Raw genomic sequence first — 16,144 nt, forward strand, 5'->3', positions numbered from 1 at the left:
CTTATCTCCATAAAAGCTCCATACCATCATAAGCACACTCCCTCGTAGGATCTTGCTCTAAAACCTTATGTAGATAATGGCTTACATGTGTAATCACTAAACGTGATGCCCCTATCTTATCCATTAAAAGATCCGCTTGTTCTAAAGTTAAATGGGAGGGGGAGCGTCTTCCAAAAGCCTTAGGAAGGCTACCTAATGAAGCTGAAATAACAACAGTGTTTACCCCTTTTAGATAATCTAAAATCCGATCATCATAATGAGACATATCTGTCAAATAAGCTAAATCTCCAAAACGATATCCGGTCACTTGGCAGTTCCTTTGAAAATAGGAAACATACATAAAAGGAACGCCTAAAAACTCATATTCCCCACATTGTTCATTTAAAATCGTGTAACGTAAGGAAGCTGCTAAACTATTATCAAGTGATGGATCCTGAATGAGATGCTTCTTAGTTTTACACAGATAGTCATATGTGAATGAAGAAAGCACAACGGGAACGGGTTCCAATCGTGTGATATACCAAGAACGAAGATCATCGATACCCCCAATATGATCATAATGAGGATGTGTAAGAAATACTCCATCCAATCGATGAATCTTGTATCTCAATAATTGAGTTCGAAGATCTGGCCCCGTATCAATAATAAAACTTTTCCCCTGACTTTGAACCCACACAGAGGATCGTAGACGACAGATTCTTCCTTGTGAACATACCTCACAAGAACAAAATGGCACAGGAGTTCCTTCCGGATCCCCTGTGCCCAAAAAAATGACCTTCCCAGAAGAAGATATTTCCTCCATATAAGGGCCTCTTAGTATCGTTTTGAGTTTAGCCGTTCAAACCCCATTTTTGCTCTAACTCTGCTAACACTCCTTCTTTCTTGATCTCTTGTACAGCAGCTTCTATATCAGAAGCTAGAGATGGTCGATCAGAAGCAACTCCAATTCCATACCCTAAAACCCATTTATCTTCAGGAAGATCTATCGTTTCAGTAGTGAGCGTCGGAAAATCTTTTAAAACGACCTGCGCAATAGACGGTTCTAAAACAGCTATAGGAGACTTGCTATGCAAAACTTCCATAAGCACTTCTAAAGTACTATCAAAAGAGCGAATACGCACCCCTGGAAGAGACTGTAAATATTCCTCTTGGTACGTGCCAGTTTGAACAGCAACAGAATTATACTGATCTAGTGGTAAAGACTTTGAGTCTCCATCCTTAAACACTAAAACCAAACTCTTTATTTCTTCGCCATAGTAGGGAATCATCAAAATTTCTTTCAATCGAGAAGACGTAATGGACACCCCTGCCATAATTGCATCAATACGATGCTGTTTTAAATTGAGAACGAGTGCATCAAAAGCAAATTCTCGGACTTCTAATTTTTTCCCTAGCTTTTTACTAATCTCCCTAGCTAAATCAATATCAAAGCCAACCGTCTCACCTCTTTCATCAACAAACTCAAAAGGAGGATACGTTGCGTTAGTTCCTACAATAAATTTTTCACTAACAGAGTCTTTGCTCTCTTTTGAACAGCCCGCCAAACAGAAACTACAGACAATTGCTAAGAAAGTCATCCAAGCTTTCTTTCTTTTTATATACATACTCACTCCGGCTCAAAGGTCTAACGACAGGGACTATACCCAGCATAATTCTTAAAAAAAATAAGAATCTATACGAAAACTTCTTCTTTCGATAATGCGCTTGTTTTTTGCATCCAAAATGCAAATTCCTCTAATTCGCTAGGGAGGATATGTTGAGCTCCATCACATAAAGCTAACTCTGGGTGCTCATGCACTTCTATCATCACTCCATCTGCTCCAAGAGCTACTGCAGCACGAGCTAGCGGCAGAACTAAATCTCGGATTCCTGCCGCATGAGAAGGATCCACAATAACAGGTAAGGACGTCTCTTTCTTAACCCATGCTACGGAATTCAAATCAAGAGTGTACCGAGTTGACGTTTCGAAAGAGCGAATCCCTCTTTCACAAAGAATCACACCAGGACAACTCGCACTACGCAACAAATATTCTGCCGCACCAAGCCACTCTTTAACTGTAGCAGCAGGATTCCTCTTTAAAATGACCGGACGATGACTCCGGCTCACTTCATCAAGCAGAACAAAATTCTGCATATTACGAGCCCCTATTCGCAAAAGATCCACATGCTCTGCTGTAATTTCAACATCACGAACATCTAAAACCTCTGTTTCTGTGAGTAATCCATGAACGGCCTTTGCTCGACTATGCCAAACTACACAATCCGGAGACCAGCCTTGAAAGGAATAAGGATTGGTTCGGGGCTTGCGAATAGAACCTCGAAAAATATGTGCCCCAGATTTCTTAACTTTTAACCCTAAGGAAATTGCATGTTCTTGACTTTCTAAAGTACAAGGCCCAGCAATAATAATAGGAGCCCTCCCCCTACCAATAGATAGAATGTCAGACAAACAAACAGCTGAGCTCCGATTTGGATCAAACACATTGGGAAGAGGAACCCGTTCTTTTTCCATGGGATCTTTTTCCTTTTCTTACTTATTTTCCTAGCGAGAGCAAATCATACACACTGAGAAGAGAAAAGAAATAGAAAGATTTTTATGAAAAAGAAAAATGCCCTCTTTAAAGAAGAGGGCACAAAAAATTTTTATTATTCTGATCCATTCGGCAATTGCTTAATATCAGAAATTACATCTACCAGCGTCGTAAGAAAGGCTTGAAATAATGCCTCATCAGCATATGCAACTCTTCCTTTGAGAAGCTTCCTACAATAACAAAGCAAGCTACAGGTCAAACACATAACGCCTTGTATAAAAAACAATCTACATTTTTGTTTTAGCATATTTTCTCACAAATACAATAGTTTCTTTATAAGAACTAAAACAAATAAATCTTAAAAAATAAAATTAAATTCAAATAAAAACGATTAAAAGTAAAATCGTTAAATTTATTGAAAGCAAAAAAAATCATTTGTTAAAATTCTCCGAGCAGCGAAGCAAAAGTATTTGCAAGAGGGTAAAGGAATGCTCGGATCTATTCCCTGTTATCCTGGATATAAACAAATTCCTGGGTACAACAATAATTACTTCTACTGCGATTTGTGCAATAGCATTGTTTCTCCTACTAACGTGGACATTGCCATTGTTTCGCCTGATCAACCGACTGCTAATCCAAAAACTAAGCTCTCTGTTTTACGCTGCAAAAACCACCCAACGAAAGGATTGAAATCCGGAGGGCCCATTACTTCTTTACAAGGCCTGATTCCTTCTTCATCAGTCTTTTCATCGGGAACGCATCAAAAGATGCTCCAACTCTGTGCTCGAGTTCGTTGCTTAGACATAGTCACTTTATGCAGTATGCTGATTGCAACCCTCTTGGCAGTTGCTGGAGCTATTATACAGTTCGTGATTGCTGCTCCTATCGCTTCTTTCATCCCTTTTGTTCTATTAGGTGTTTCCGTATCCTTATGTTTAGCTTCTTTCTTATGCGCTCGACTTTCCAAGAAAAATACTTTGCGTTGGCAAGAACTTTCTAAGGAAATTGTTCTATCGTCCTTAAGCGTCCCCGTCCAATCTGGAACCGAATGCTACACTTTATTAACAGAATTTCCTCCTACCTGTTACGAAACCCCAAAACGAATTGACGATCTTCCTTATTCTGTACGCACATGCCCACGTCGGGCTCCACGTGTAATCGTGAAAAAGACCGCGTGCAAACTTTCGACACACACACACAAAATCTTAAAAAAGCTACGTAGGGTTTAGCGCGCTATAATTACTTAAATAAAGCGAATAAAGCTCCCGCTGCTGCAGACTGTAAAGAGGCTGCTTCGTGTAGACAACGCTCTCTTAAAAACCGCGTGGCTATTCTATTTTCTGAGCAAGCAATCGCTTCCAAAATAGTCAACTTGTCTTGCCAACGACTACAGGGATACAGACTCATAACCGCATTCAGCCCAGCCTCTTCTCCCTCCCGTTGCAAAGAAAAGAGCGCTTTCTCTAGAGCAGCGGCAAAGCTCTCTTCTTGTGAAGGTTCCATAGGGGATTCGCCATCCCCTTCTTCCCAAAATAATCCGGAACAAAAACTCCAGCCTACCTGTTGCCCCGCTAAATACTGAGCAACAACCATTTTTACCTTACTGTATTGAGCTGCGACTAATAAATGGATGATCTTCTTTGCTAGATCCCTTTTCATAATTTCTCTCTGCAAAGGAGATGCTGGAGCAAGAATTTTCTGATCTTCACATAAAAACTGTTCAATCGCCCGACAGGGCTCAATCCTATGCATAAATGTTGCTATAACATCCCCAGCTTCCTCTATCTTTTCCCTACTCACTAAAAGCACAAATGCAAGATTTGCCCGAGCACGCATCCCCTGTACCGTTGACAAAAACTGTCCAGCTAATTGAGCCCCCTTGATGCCTAATGAGCAAATAGCTTCCGAAGCTGTTTCACAAATGACACTAGAAGACGAGGATAATGCCTCAATTAACTTATGCTCTCCATAAGAGTCTCCTTGTAAATAAAGAATCGCTGCAGCTTGCATCTGAACACGCGCAGAAGGGGAATCACAAGCTAATTTTCGGACAGATTCCATTATGGACGACGATCGAATCTCTTTACCCCCTCTTAAAATCACTTGCAAAGCAGCTACCTGAACCTCGGGATGGTCTACAGAAAATAATTCCAGAATGTCTTCCTCTACATACTTTTCTGGATATTCTTTTAACATCTCACAAGTCATTAAAGCTTGATCAATGCCTGTTAATACATCATCGAATGAATGTGTAAGCGAACACAAGGCCTTCCAAGCCTCTCTTCTCTCTGTTCCATCTAATTGCGTATTTTGAATAACACTTCTTAGATAAGGTGTTAAATCCTTAATTTCTAACAAAACAGCCGCACGATACGCAGCAACTCGAACTTGTATAGAGGGATCATTTTTTGCTAGATTGCTTACGGCGCGAAGTAAACTACCAGAACCATACATAGTAGCCACCTGTAAGGCAATCTCTCGCACAACATCACTATCATCAGACAAAGCTTGTAAAACTATAGGGACTAATCGATAATCGCGAGCCAGCCCCACCGATAAAATAGTGACCACTCGCACTGTAAGCGAAGAATGCCGAATATTTTCTTGAAGGAATGTTGCCGCCAGATCCTCATGAACATCACGATCAAAGGCCAATGAGGGAAAGCGCTTTTGGGAACGAAGAAAAGCTTCCTCCCAACTCACGTATTCATGATGCTTGGCCAAAGCCTGCAAAATCACGCGGACTTCTTGCAAAGAACAATCCGCACCTAGAAGATTTTTTGCCTCTTGAGCGGCTGTACGGTACTCATGAAAAAGCAAATGCCTTCTAATAGAGTCAGAAGAATCCGCACAACACGTTACAAAGAAGTAAATTATGCTATGGAGCCTAACAAGCCTCCACCAAGAAGATGGATATGTAGATGGAATACGCTCTGCCCTCCTTCTAAGCCATTGTTGATAACAACACGATATCCATTTTCTATACCGAAATCACGGGCCATCAACTGAATAATCTTCCCAGCTTCCGAAAGCAAGGAAAAATCGTCGCTTTGCATATCTTGTAATTTTTCAATATGCTTCTTTGGAATAATGAGCAAATGCACTGGTGCTTGAGGAAATTTATCCTTAATCACGATAAAATTTTCATCCTCAAAAACCTTATCACACTCTACAGCTCCCTCTATAATTCGTTCAAAAATTGTAGTCATACTACCCCCTGCTGTTTTAACACCAAATTCAGTGCTTCTTCGCAACTTTCCCGACTATCCCAAACAGAGAGGAATAACCCTTTATGGCAAAAAATCGCTCCAGGAATCCCTGTAGCCTTAACCAATTGATCCCCAAGCAACCCTGCCCAATCCTCTGGAAAAGGAATCCGCACCTCCATTCGACGATCCAAAGTAGGAGGAATTCCTCTCAAAATCCATTGATCTGAACAGGGGAAACTAACAAAAGCCGCCGGATGATTTTCTCCTCCTAAGGAGAAAAAATTTTCTTGCCAAGCTAATGGACGATCAAAGCGCAAACAGACATCTTCTTTTTCCATTACTTGCTTAACAACGTCACGACAAATACGATCATAACGAAACTTTTCCCGTAAACGAGTAAGCAGATCTATCGCAAAATGCAAAGCAAAGAAAAATTCCTTATCAGTGTTCCCTCCCTCTTCCAGGGGATTATAAATTTTAATAATATCAGAGAAAGAGCAAAATCCTTCCTTAGAGAAAAAACGGCCGTTATCCTGTTCATCTACACCATGCACTAATGTGCTATTGAGATATTCGTACTCTTCATGCGGAAGGGATCCTAGATGATGCAAATAATCAAGAACCATCCCTGCACTACTCCATGAACCAGTATAAGACACCTGATGATGATCAAAACGCTTATCCGCTATAGAGTACCGCCCCCCTACATCACAAACATACTCGCATTGCGCTAATTTTTCAGAATCTCTGGTGCGAATAATTTTGTCCTTGTCAACAAGGTCAAACATAATCAACAAAGCGCAAGCCGTCACTTCATCTGCGTGAAAAGAACCGTCATGTGTGCCAACACTTCTTGGAATTTGCATTCTCATTATCCTCCGTGATCCCCTCGACAATAGAACAACAAACAAACCTCGGCCGGTAGTACCCTATCCAAAAGCTGAAAATCCTCCATCCTACTTGCAGTTTAGGATTAATATCAAGCGTTCCGCTGAAGGTATTTCCCTCCTTTTGAAGTTCTAAATTTTCTTTACCTACCTCGCATTTAAAAATAAATCCTTTACACACCTATCATTAAGCATCATATAACATTCTTTAAGCTCTCTTAAAAAAATTTTTTCCGGTAAGCTGGGTTTCTTCACATATGAGGATTCCAATGACACTCTTTCACACTCATCACGATGCCGTCTCTCCGGACGGCTACTTATGTTCTTCCCTTCAGTTAGTTGGCTCTGGCACATATGAAGGAGAAATCGAAATCCAAAATATTCCTTCTTATTTCCTTGGATTCCGATTACCCACCCATTGCGTTCATCTTAATTTGAAGAGTTCTCTAGCCCAGTTAGGAGTAGATGCATCTCTTCTTCACTGCGAACTAAGCAAAAATCAACAACGTGCACATATGCACGTGCAGTTCACCGGCTATGGCCCTATCGCTGAGTCCATGCTATCTCTTCTCAAACCCGGAGATCGAGTAGCCAAACTGTTTGCTGCAGATGATCGTAGACTAGTCCGCTCCCCTGATTATCTTGAAAGCATGCTAAAAAATACTGATAAGACAGGACATCCTCTGCTCCGATTTGGAAAAAAACTCGAGCATCTTATCTCTTTTGATGTGGTGGACGATCGCCTCGTTGTATCACTCCCCACCTTGCCAGGCATAGTCAATTATGACCCAGACATCTATGGACTTCTTCCCTTAATTCAAAAATCACTAAGCAATCCTAAATTGAGTATTCGCCACTTCTTGTCTCTCTATCAGAAGATCGTAGAAGGACCACACATCCCTTATGAAGGAAACATTTTGTTAATCAAAACAGAGCCTCTTCATATCCGCACAGTATTTGCTCGCGTGGTCGATCAAATGCTCCCTCAAGGTCTATTTCACACTTCTGCCAACATTTTAGAACCCACAACGCGAGAGTCTGGAGATATTTTTGAATTTTTTGGAAATCCCTCCACTCTTGTAGAAAGAATCCCTCTAGAATTCTTCACTATCGAACCCTACAAAGAACACTCTTACTTCTGTAATCGAGATCTATTGCAAACTACCTTGCAATCGGAAAGTGAAATCAAAAAAATATTCGATACAGCTCCTCAAGAGCCTGTAAAAGCCGCCACTTATTTATCAAAAGGAAGTGAAATTTCTTCTCTTGATGCAGATTCTTGGCTTACGGGATCCGCAGCTGCATACCAATGTAGCGAAAAACAGGCAGCTAAAGACGAATACATCCACGCTCAACCCTGTTATCCATTTTTGGAAGCAATGGAAACGGGACTCATCAATAGCGAAGGAGCTTTACTCACTCGGTTTTTCCCCTCTTCCAGCTTAAAAGGGATGTTGATCTCCTATCATGTACGCCACTATCTTAAGCAAATTTACTTTCAAGTTCCTTCTTATACATATGGAGACTACTTCTCTCATAATGACCGAGGATTACTGTTAGATCTATATCAGGCGAACATTGATGTGTTCTGGGCTGATGAAGAGAGCGGCCGTGTATTGCAATATACAAAACGGCGCGACAAAAATAGTGGAATGTTCGTCGTTAAAAATCGAGTAGAAGAGTTCCAATCAGCATATTTCGTAGCGATTTATGGATCACGTCTCCTGGAAAATAATTTCTCGGCCCAACTAAACACGCTTCTTGCAGGGTTACAAAAAGCTGCACACACTCTAGGCATTCCAGGCTTCTCAAAACCCACTCCTCTTGCCGTAATCACAGGAGGAGGGACTGGCGTTATGGCTACAGGAAATCGTGTTGCAAAAGAGTTGGGAATTCTTTCTTGCGGGACCGTTCTCGATTTGGAAGCTTCACCTGCACAAATAGATCAGCCTGCAAACGAATTTTTAGATGCCAAAATGACATACCGTCTACCGCAACTTATAGAAAGACAAGAACATTTTTATTCAGACCTTGCCATTTTAGTTGTTGGTGGTGTTGGAACAGATTTCGAACTTTACCTAGAACTCGTCTACTTGAAAACAGGCGCCAAACCTCCTACTCCAATTTTCCTTATTGGGCCTGTTGAATACTGGAAAGAGAAAGTTGCTCATGCCTATGAGATTAATCTTAAAGCAGGAACTATTCGTGGTTCTGAGTGGATCAGCAACTGCTTATTCTGCATTACATCTCCTGAAGCAGGAATTGCTGTATTCGAACAGTTCCTCGCTGGAGAACTTCCCATAGGATATGATTATCCTCCAGCTCCAGACGGATTAGTTATCGTCTAACAAAAGAATTTCCCCTAACATTTTTTCCCTGCATCAGGGGAAGATGTTTGGGGAAATTGCTCAAATAAAAAGGCTTTAATAGCTCTAGGTAATAATACCTTCTTCCTACGAGAAGCCTCTCCCGCTATCAAAGTGACATCGTTCTTAGGAATAGACAAAAATTTTGCAAGCAATGCTACAACGGCATCATTAGCCTTGCCCCTTTCTGGCGCCTCGGTCACCCGGACCCTTAGTATACCATCTTCCAAGCTTACGACCTTATTTTCTCGCGCCTTTGTAGTAACTCTAATCTCTAAAACCCAAAAGCCTTCTAACAAAATTCTCTCCTTCTCCTTTCTAAGGAATTGAGGGAAAGCACATGATCCTACGTTTCCCTATACAATATACTAGCACACAAGAATACCTATTCCGGATTTCATTGCCTTCTAAAATACGTTTTTATTCCCATTCAAAAGTAAACCTCGTTAAAACTTATCCTTTCCTCTCCTAAAAACCTTGTTTTTTCTCTGCTTCCAAGTTATAACGAGGCAAGCTCTAACCTATACTCAGATGATGGAACCTTTACGTTTCGGTTATTTCTTTTGCATTCTCTTTATTGGCTTATTACAAACAGTTTTTGCCAAAGAACCAGATTCTTGTCCCGACTGCAAAAACAATTGGAAAGAGGTAACTCACACAGATCAACTCCCCGAAAATATTATTCATGCTGACGATGCTTGCTATCATTCGGGCTATGTGCAAGCTCTAATTGACATGCATTTTTTAGACAGCTGTTGCCAAGTTATTGTTGAAGATCAAACTGCTTACCTATTTTCTCTTCCTCAAGATGACGTTACACGTAATGCCATCATTAATCTAATTAAAGATCTCCCATTTATACAGTCCGTTGAAATCTGCCAAGCTTCCTATCAAACCTGTCATCATCAGGGACCTTATGGCAAATCATCTCTTCCGGAACAGCGTTCCTTTTGTACAAAAGTATGTGGGAAAGAAGCCATTTGGCTACCACAAAACACCATTCTTTTCACACCTCTCGTAGCTGATCCTAGACAAGCAACCAACAGTGCAGGAATTCGATTCAATGATGAAGTTATAGGGAAACGTGTAGGATCCGCAGTGTTTGGAGGAGATTTCATCTTCTTACGATTATTTGATGTCTCCAGATTCCATGGAGACATGGATATTGGTCTCCAAGGAGCTGTATTTTCTGTGTTTGACCTGGATAACCCAGACGCTTGCATGGTGAACTCAGACTTCTTTGTTTCGGCTCTGTTGAGCTTTGCTGTGAATAAATGGAGCTACCGTTTACGACTATGGCATCTCTCTTCTCATCTTGGAGACGAATTTATTCTTGCTAATCAATTGCCTCCTGGGAAGCGTTACAATCGTAGCGATGAAGCCGTTGATTTTTTCGCATCGTTCCGATACACCCCACAAATTCGTGTCTATGGAGGGATTGGTTACATTATCAGCCGAGATTTAACTTTCCCCGAAGATCCTCTTTACTTTGAAGGAGGATTGGAACTTCGTCCCTTTGGATTGCGCGAAGATAATCTCCATGCACAACCGATCTTTGCTATGCATTTTCGTTTCTGGGGAGAGCATGACTTTTCTATAGACCAAACTTATATATTAGGTATGGAGTGGTCTAAATTCCAAGATGTTGGTAGAAAAATTCGCGCCGTATTGGAATATCACCAAGGGTTTTCTCATGAAGGACAATTCGTCCGGGAAGAATGTGATTACTATGGTTTTAGATTAAGTTATGGCTTTTAGCTTTTTCTCTAAAAATTACTCTGGACAGATGAGAGCCCCCTCTTTATATTACCGTCCACTATTTTGACTCCTTCGCGTTTCATGCGATGTAGATGGTTTATGAAGAGAAATCCCAATTTCACATCTTTAACACAGAATTACTTGTTTTCAGATTTACGCAATCGAATTGCTCAGTTTCATTCAGAAAATCCCCAGCATCAAGTAATCAATTTATCTATTGGAGATACCACTCAACCTTTGGATACTAGTGTCGCAGAAGCTTTTTCCCAGGCTATTGCACGCTTTAGTTCTCCATCAACTTATTGTGGATATGGACCGGATTTTGGATTGCCTTCCCTAAGACAAAAATTATCTGAAAAGCTTTATCATGGCTGTGTTAATGCAGAAGAAATCTTCATTTCTGATGGAGCAAAAGTCGATCTTTTTCGCTTACTGTCTTTTTTCGGCCCGAATCAAATAGTTGCTGTTCAGGATCCCTCTTATCCCGCTTATATCGATATTGCTCGCTTAACAGGTGCAAAAGAGATTGTTTCTCTCCCTTGCTTACAAGAGAATGATTTTCTCCCTGTATTTCCGGAAAACACCCACATTGACATTCTATGTCTATGCTCCCCGAATAATCCAACGGGAACGGCTTTAAACAAGAATCAACTGCGGGCGATTGTACGCTATGCAATAGAGCATAATATTCTTATTTTGTTCGATGCTGCTTACAGTGCTTTTATTTCGGCCCCTTCTCTTCCTAAAAGCATCTTTGAAATCCCTGATGCACGGTTCTGCGCCATAGAAATCAATTCTTTCTCTAAATCACTCGGATTTGCTGGCATTCGATTAGGCTGGACAGTCATTCCTAAAGAGTTGACTTACGAAGATGGACAGCCCATTATCCGTGATTGGAAACGTTTTCTATCAACAACTTTTAATGGTGCTTCCATCCCAGCACAAGAAGCTGCGACTGCTGGACTCTCTACTCTTTCTAAACTTGAAGCAGTCCATTATTACAAAGAAAATAGCCATTTGCTGAAAACCTCTCTATTGAAAGCCGGATTTCAAGTATTCGGCGGAGAACATGCCCCCTATTTATGGGTCAAACCTACGATAGAAACTGTTCCTTATAGAGATCTTTTTGACTTTTTCTTACAAGAATACCATATCGCAATTACACCTGGGATTGGGTTTGGTCTTTGTGGTTCTGGGTTTGTTCGCTTTTCCTCTCTTGGAAAGCGAGAAGACGTATTAGTAGCCTGTGAACGTTTACAAATGACTCCTGCTCTACAATAAATAGGAGTTCTATGCTTTTGCGAAAAATTTGCAGCTATCTTTTTTGTAGTTCCTTAGCCTGCTCCTTTATTTCCGTGATCGCAGTTTCCTTTCGTGCGGAACCAACAGCCCCTAGCATAGCTATATTTGCTTCATTCTCACATAACTCCCTTAGTGAATGTATCGATAGCTGTCAACAGGAGCTTGCTAGTTTTGGGAACATGCCCTCCATCTCATTATTCAATGCTGAAGATAATGTAGTCAAAGCAAGGAAAATTGCTCGAAACCTTCATAAAGATCCTAATATTGTCTCAATCATTACTCTAGGGCCTATCGCCACTAAAGTAATGAGCCAAATTGAAACACAAAAGCCTATTATTTACGCAGTAGTCCCAGATGGAGAAGCCCTTCGCTTTCCTAAAGAGCAGTCCAATATATATGGGGTTAATGACAGTGTGGATACTAACCAATGCTGCTTTGCTATTCACGCAGTAACCAATAACGCTACTTCATTGGTTTATTTGCAACCCCATGAACCTTTCCCCTCTTCCCTACAAGAAGAAATTACTACAAAGCTCCGAGCCTCAGGCATTAAAGTTACAGGCCTGCCGATCTCTGCTTCAAATGTTTCTTCCCGCATTCAATTTATTTCGGAAAACCGGCCTTCTGCAGTCTTCTTTCCGCTATCTGCCTTATCAGAAAAAATGGGGACCTCGTTCATTCAAAGTATCTTAAAAGAAAATATCCCGCTCATCACAAACGACTCTTCTCTTGTTACGAGGGGTGCCTGCGCAGCATGCAGCGTTGACTATAAATTATCTGGAAAGCAAATAGCCTATATCGTTCGTTACTTACTTAGTAAAAAAAATAAAGAGGAGAACCTCAGCCAAATTAGTGCGGAGCCGATTCTTTCAAAAATCACTTTTAATGAAGAAATCATTCGATCTTTAGGTCTGCCTTTTAATATAGCTCCTGTCCACCAATTTGTATCATTCCACTCATCAGATAATACAGGATTTCCTGCTATACAAACTCCCTAAAACTTTCTACCGGGACCCCCTATCATCATCAGAAACAGATTCTGAATCCACGCTGTCATCTTGAGGCATAGAAAAAAGAGTATCTTCTCCTGATAACGCTCCACCTCCCCGTAGGCGCTCGCGTAAAGAACGCGGATCGTTTATAGGAGGGTTAGCCCCTAAGTAAGATGCATACGGATTAGTGAATACCCCAGGACGCGTATAGTAATCGTCCGTTCGTTTAGAACCAACTCCAATCTTTCTTGAAATCCAATTAAGGAAACGCAAGATCTGTTGGTAAATGGCACGCAAAGCACTCATTAAGTGCTCCTGCAAAAATTGACATGCTTTACTTCCTGAAGAGCAGCATGCATTTACTTCTTCTTCAGAAGCTTCTTTATTGAGACTCAGAATCCCTTCATCATTTACATTCTCTACTAAAAGGGACAGATCATGGATGGATTGATTTAAGCGCCCGATATCTCCGTTTGTCCGAAGTCTCCATTCCCCTTTTTTATTTACATCCAACCCCAACTTTCTTAAGCGAGAAAGAACGGCCTCACTATCCTTCCCTAAAGCAGCCTTCAGGTCTTCTTGAGAAATCGAACGCAATTGCTTTTGTAAATCTGCTAAAGATGAGGAGACCAATCCTGCATGATGACGCATTCTACTTGCCGTACTTCTTAATGAAGTTCGAATATTGGCTAACCTAGTACGCTCAGGTGACAAACTGGAAGACTTGTTTCTGTCCATTCCATGACGACCACTAGAATACCGTACCCCTTTTAATGAACTTTTATTTTTTACCTCAAGAGACTCTAATTGCTCCTCACCAGCATCTATCGCTTGAAAAATAGCTTCTAGGTCCTCATCTAATTGCTGAACATTCGCTTCATTATTCTCTACAACCTCAGCAACCATATCGGCTACCTCGATTTCACCGATAGCGCCCCCTAAAATTGGAGACGATGCTAAGGAATCTGATTGAATGATTGGAAGAGCAACTTGTTGAATATCATCAGCGGATGCGCTCTTACTTACAGATGTAAAAGAAACCGTCTGACCAGAGATCGTGACTCCCTCAGGATTCATTTCTCCGTCTTCCCTAGAGTTGGGAATCCCTTCGGGAGAAGGCCCCGCTGTTCCTTTTCCTTGTATAGAAGACATAAAGATTTAAAAAATAAATTATAAAATGGAATAAAAATTAATTTTAATTAGACAACAAAGAAATATCAATCGATTAAAAAGCTAAAATCTAAAACAATTAAATCCAGCATGAACGCAAATTACAGAGATTGATCCAGAAACAATCCTGTGCTAAAATTCCCTTCCTTGCGAAAAAATACAAAGCGCTTACTTCCTTATGAAAACATCCCTCTTGTTTTATAGAACCTCTAAAAACGCTAATAAAGAAGCCTCTGTTCTTTCTTACGAACTTCTTGAAAAGGCCGGCTATCTTTTTAAAACATCTAAAGGGATTTACTCATATACTCCTCTTTTCCAAAGAGTTATCTTGAAAATGACGGAGATTATTCGAGAGGAACTCAATGCGATTGGCGGACAAGAAGTCTGTCTTCCCCTTCTGCAATCTGCAGAATTATGGCAAAAAACAGGTCGCTGGGAAGCCTTTCTATCAGAAAAACTCCTCTATGTTCTTAAAGACAGAGAAAACAAGGAGATGTGCTTAGCTCCCACCCATGAAGAAGTGGTCTCAGAGTTCGTGTCACAATGGCTGACAGGAAGAAAGCAACTCCCTGTCCACCTATATCAAATTGGCACCAAATTCCGGGATGAAATTCGACCTCGTTTTGGGCTCATGCGAGCAAAAGAATTTCTAATGGAGGATAGCTATACTTTCTCAGACTCTCCAGAACAGATGGAAGAGCAGTATGCAAAACTTCGTTTGGCATATCAACGCATCTTTGATCGATTGAACCTCAAGTATGTCATTGTTACTGCTGATGGAGGAAAAATCGGCAAAGGTAAATCTGAAGAATTTCATGTCCTCTGCTCGCTAGGAGAGGACACGATCTGTGTTAGTGGCTCTTACGGAGCTAATATAGAAGCTGCCCAGGCTATCCCCCCATCCTACACTTACTCCTCTGAACTCCTTCCTATGAAAGAGGTCGCCACACCCAATGTTCGTACTATTGAAGACTTAGAGACCTTTTTCAACACCCCTAGACAGCAAATCATTAAAACCTTAGTTGTAAAAGTTCACAAAAAAGGCAGCGAACAGTTCTTTGCTATTTGCATTCGCGGGGATCGTCAGGTTAACTTAACTAAAGTGTCCTCTTTCCTACAAGCTGACGACTGCGAACTCGCTTCCGATGAAGAGATTATTAAACATCTTCATGTTGAAAAGGGATTCATTGGACCGCTACACTGTCCCGTTCCCTGCTACGCTGATGAAACCACTCGCCCTATGACGAACTTTATCTGCGCAAATAATCAAAAAGATATTCACTGTAGATACGTAAACTGGGAAAGAGACATTCCTCTTCCTATTTTTGGAGATTTTCTTCTAGCCGAATCAGGAGACCTTTGCCCTCAAAATAATGAAGCTCCCTATGAAATTTTCCAGGGTGTCGAAGTGGCTCATATTTTTAATCTTGGGACACGATATACGGAATGTTTCTCTGTAGGATTCCAAGATGAGAATGGGGAGAAGCAGCTCTGTTGGATGGGCACATATGGAATCGGAGTAGGAAGGACTCTTGCTGCTTGCATAGAACAACTTGCCGATAGCAAGGGGATCGTTTGGCCATTAGCCGTTGCTCCATTCTCTATTACAATCCTCTATAACGGGGGCGATACCGAAGGAGAGGCTGTTGCTTCACAATTTTATCAAAGCCTAAACACTGCGGGATTCGAGCCATTACTTGACGATCGTAATGAGCGCCTTGGCTTTAAATTGAAAGATAGCGATCTACTTGGAATTCCCTATAAATTGATCATTGGGAAGTCTTTCCAAAAGACTGGCATGTTAGAGATCGAATCTCGATCTGGAGAAAAATATAACATCTCTCCTGAAAATCTGTTAGATTGGTGCTCTAAAAATCTTCCTTGTCATACAAGAAAAATCCCTCCTATTCGAGAGTAAACTAGCACTCT

The 16,144-nt window shown here is 41.0% G+C and carries 15 protein-coding genes; 6 read left to right on the plus strand and 9 right to left on the minus strand.

Features of this window, described 5'->3' with window-relative positions; translation table 11 throughout:
* Position 1 precedes the first annotated feature (1 nt).
* The 4 genes from TC_RS03340 to TC_RS03355 form a co-directional block, all read right to left on the minus strand.
* On the minus strand, positions 2 to 802 hold the full coding sequence (locus TC_RS03340; RefSeq protein WP_010231135.1) for an MBL fold metallo-hydrolase: 801 nt from the start codon (positions 800 to 802) through the stop codon (positions 2 to 4).
* A 28-nt stretch (positions 803 to 830) separates the two neighbouring features.
* Complete coding sequence (locus TC_RS03345; RefSeq protein ID WP_010231138.1) at positions 831 to 1,604, minus strand: transporter substrate-binding domain-containing protein; 774 nt, start codon at positions 1,602 to 1,604, stop codon at positions 831 to 833.
* Positions 1,605 to 1,672: 68 nt separating this feature from the next.
* A complete protein-coding gene (aroF, locus tag TC_RS03350; protein WP_010231141.1) occupies positions 1,673 to 2,512 on the minus strand; it encodes a 3-deoxy-7-phosphoheptulonate synthase in 840 nt (279 codons plus the stop codon).
* A gap of 134 nt (positions 2,513 to 2,646) precedes the next feature.
* Positions 2,647 to 2,838, minus strand: a complete 192-nt coding sequence (locus TC_RS03355) for a hypothetical protein (protein WP_010231145.1) — start codon at positions 2,836 to 2,838, stop codon at positions 2,647 to 2,649.
* 181 nt (positions 2,839 to 3,019) lie between these two features.
* Between TC_RS03355 and TC_RS03360 the strand changes: the two genes are divergently transcribed.
* The gene (locus TC_RS03360) at positions 3,020 to 3,760 is read left to right on the plus strand and encodes a hypothetical protein (RefSeq protein ID WP_010231148.1); all 741 of its coding nucleotides are present in this window, start codon (positions 3,020 to 3,022) and stop codon (positions 3,758 to 3,760) included.
* 10 nt (positions 3,761 to 3,770) lie between these two features.
* On the opposite strand, the gene TC_RS03365 is transcribed toward TC_RS03360, so the two are convergent.
* From TC_RS03365 to TC_RS03375, 3 genes are read right to left on the minus strand one after another with little or no spacing between them, the layout of a single operon-like run.
* A complete protein-coding gene (locus TC_RS03365; RefSeq protein WP_179943809.1) occupies positions 3,771 to 5,405 on the minus strand; it encodes a HEAT repeat domain-containing protein in 1,635 nt (544 codons plus the stop codon).
* Positions 5,405 to 5,740, minus strand: a complete 336-nt coding sequence (locus tag TC_RS03370; protein ID WP_010231153.1) for an HIT domain-containing protein — start codon at positions 5,738 to 5,740, stop codon at positions 5,405 to 5,407. The genes TC_RS03365 and TC_RS03370 overlap by 1 nt, the downstream gene beginning before the upstream one ends.
* Positions 5,737 to 6,606 (minus strand): MYG1 family protein, encoded by an 870-nt coding sequence (locus tag TC_RS03375; RefSeq protein WP_010231156.1) that lies wholly within the window; start codon positions 6,604 to 6,606, stop codon positions 5,737 to 5,739. The genes TC_RS03370 and TC_RS03375 overlap by 4 nt, the downstream gene beginning before the upstream one ends.
* A 290-nt stretch (positions 6,607 to 6,896) precedes the next feature.
* Here TC_RS03375 and TC_RS03385 point away from each other — a divergent pair, with 290 nt between their 5' ends.
* The gene (locus TC_RS03385; protein WP_010231159.1) at positions 6,897 to 8,975 is read left to right on the plus strand and encodes an LOG family protein; all 2,079 of its coding nucleotides are present in this window, start codon (positions 6,897 to 6,899) and stop codon (positions 8,973 to 8,975) included.
* A 14-nt stretch (positions 8,976 to 8,989) separates the two neighbouring features.
* Here TC_RS03385 and TC_RS03390 read toward each other — a convergent pair whose 3' ends face one another.
* Positions 8,990 to 9,292, minus strand: coding sequence for a DUF167 domain-containing protein (locus TC_RS03390; protein WP_010231164.1), 303 nt, complete (start codon positions 9,290 to 9,292; stop codon positions 8,990 to 8,992).
* 232 nt (positions 9,293 to 9,524) lie between these two features.
* Between TC_RS03390 and TC_RS03395 the strand changes: the two genes are divergently transcribed.
* The 3 genes from TC_RS03395 (at position 9,525) to TC_RS03405 (ending at position 13,051) form a co-directional block, all read left to right on the plus strand.
* On the plus strand, positions 9,525 to 10,751 hold the full coding sequence (locus tag TC_RS03395; protein ID WP_010231168.1) for a DUF1207 domain-containing protein: 1,227 nt from the start codon (positions 9,525 to 9,527) through the stop codon (positions 10,749 to 10,751).
* Positions 10,752 to 10,850: 99 nt separating this feature from the next.
* The gene (locus tag TC_RS03400) at positions 10,851 to 12,032 is read left to right on the plus strand and encodes an LL-diaminopimelate aminotransferase (RefSeq protein WP_010231171.1); all 1,182 of its coding nucleotides are present in this window, start codon (positions 10,851 to 10,853) and stop codon (positions 12,030 to 12,032) included.
* A gap of 11 nt (positions 12,033 to 12,043) precedes the next feature.
* The gene (locus tag TC_RS03405) at positions 12,044 to 13,051 is read left to right on the plus strand and encodes an ABC transporter substrate-binding protein (protein WP_010231174.1); all 1,008 of its coding nucleotides are present in this window, start codon (positions 12,044 to 12,046) and stop codon (positions 13,049 to 13,051) included.
* A 6-nt stretch (positions 13,052 to 13,057) separates the two neighbouring features.
* On the opposite strand, the gene TC_RS03410 is transcribed toward TC_RS03405, so the two are convergent.
* Entirely contained in the window at positions 13,058 to 14,197 is a 1,140-nt protein-coding gene (locus TC_RS03410; protein WP_010231177.1) for a CT392 family protein, read from the minus strand.
* 196 nt (positions 14,198 to 14,393) lie between these two features.
* On the opposite strand from TC_RS03410, the gene TC_RS03415 reads away from it, so the two are divergent.
* Positions 14,394 to 16,133 (plus strand): proline--tRNA ligase, encoded by a 1,740-nt coding sequence (locus TC_RS03415; protein WP_010231178.1) that lies wholly within the window; start codon positions 14,394 to 14,396, stop codon positions 16,131 to 16,133.
* The last annotated feature ends 11 nt before the right edge of the window (positions 16,134 to 16,144 follow it).

The organism is Chlamydia muridarum str. Nigg (assembly GCF_000006685.1).
Taxonomy (GTDB): domain Bacteria; phylum Chlamydiota; class Chlamydiia; order Chlamydiales; family Chlamydiaceae; genus Chlamydia; species Chlamydia muridarum.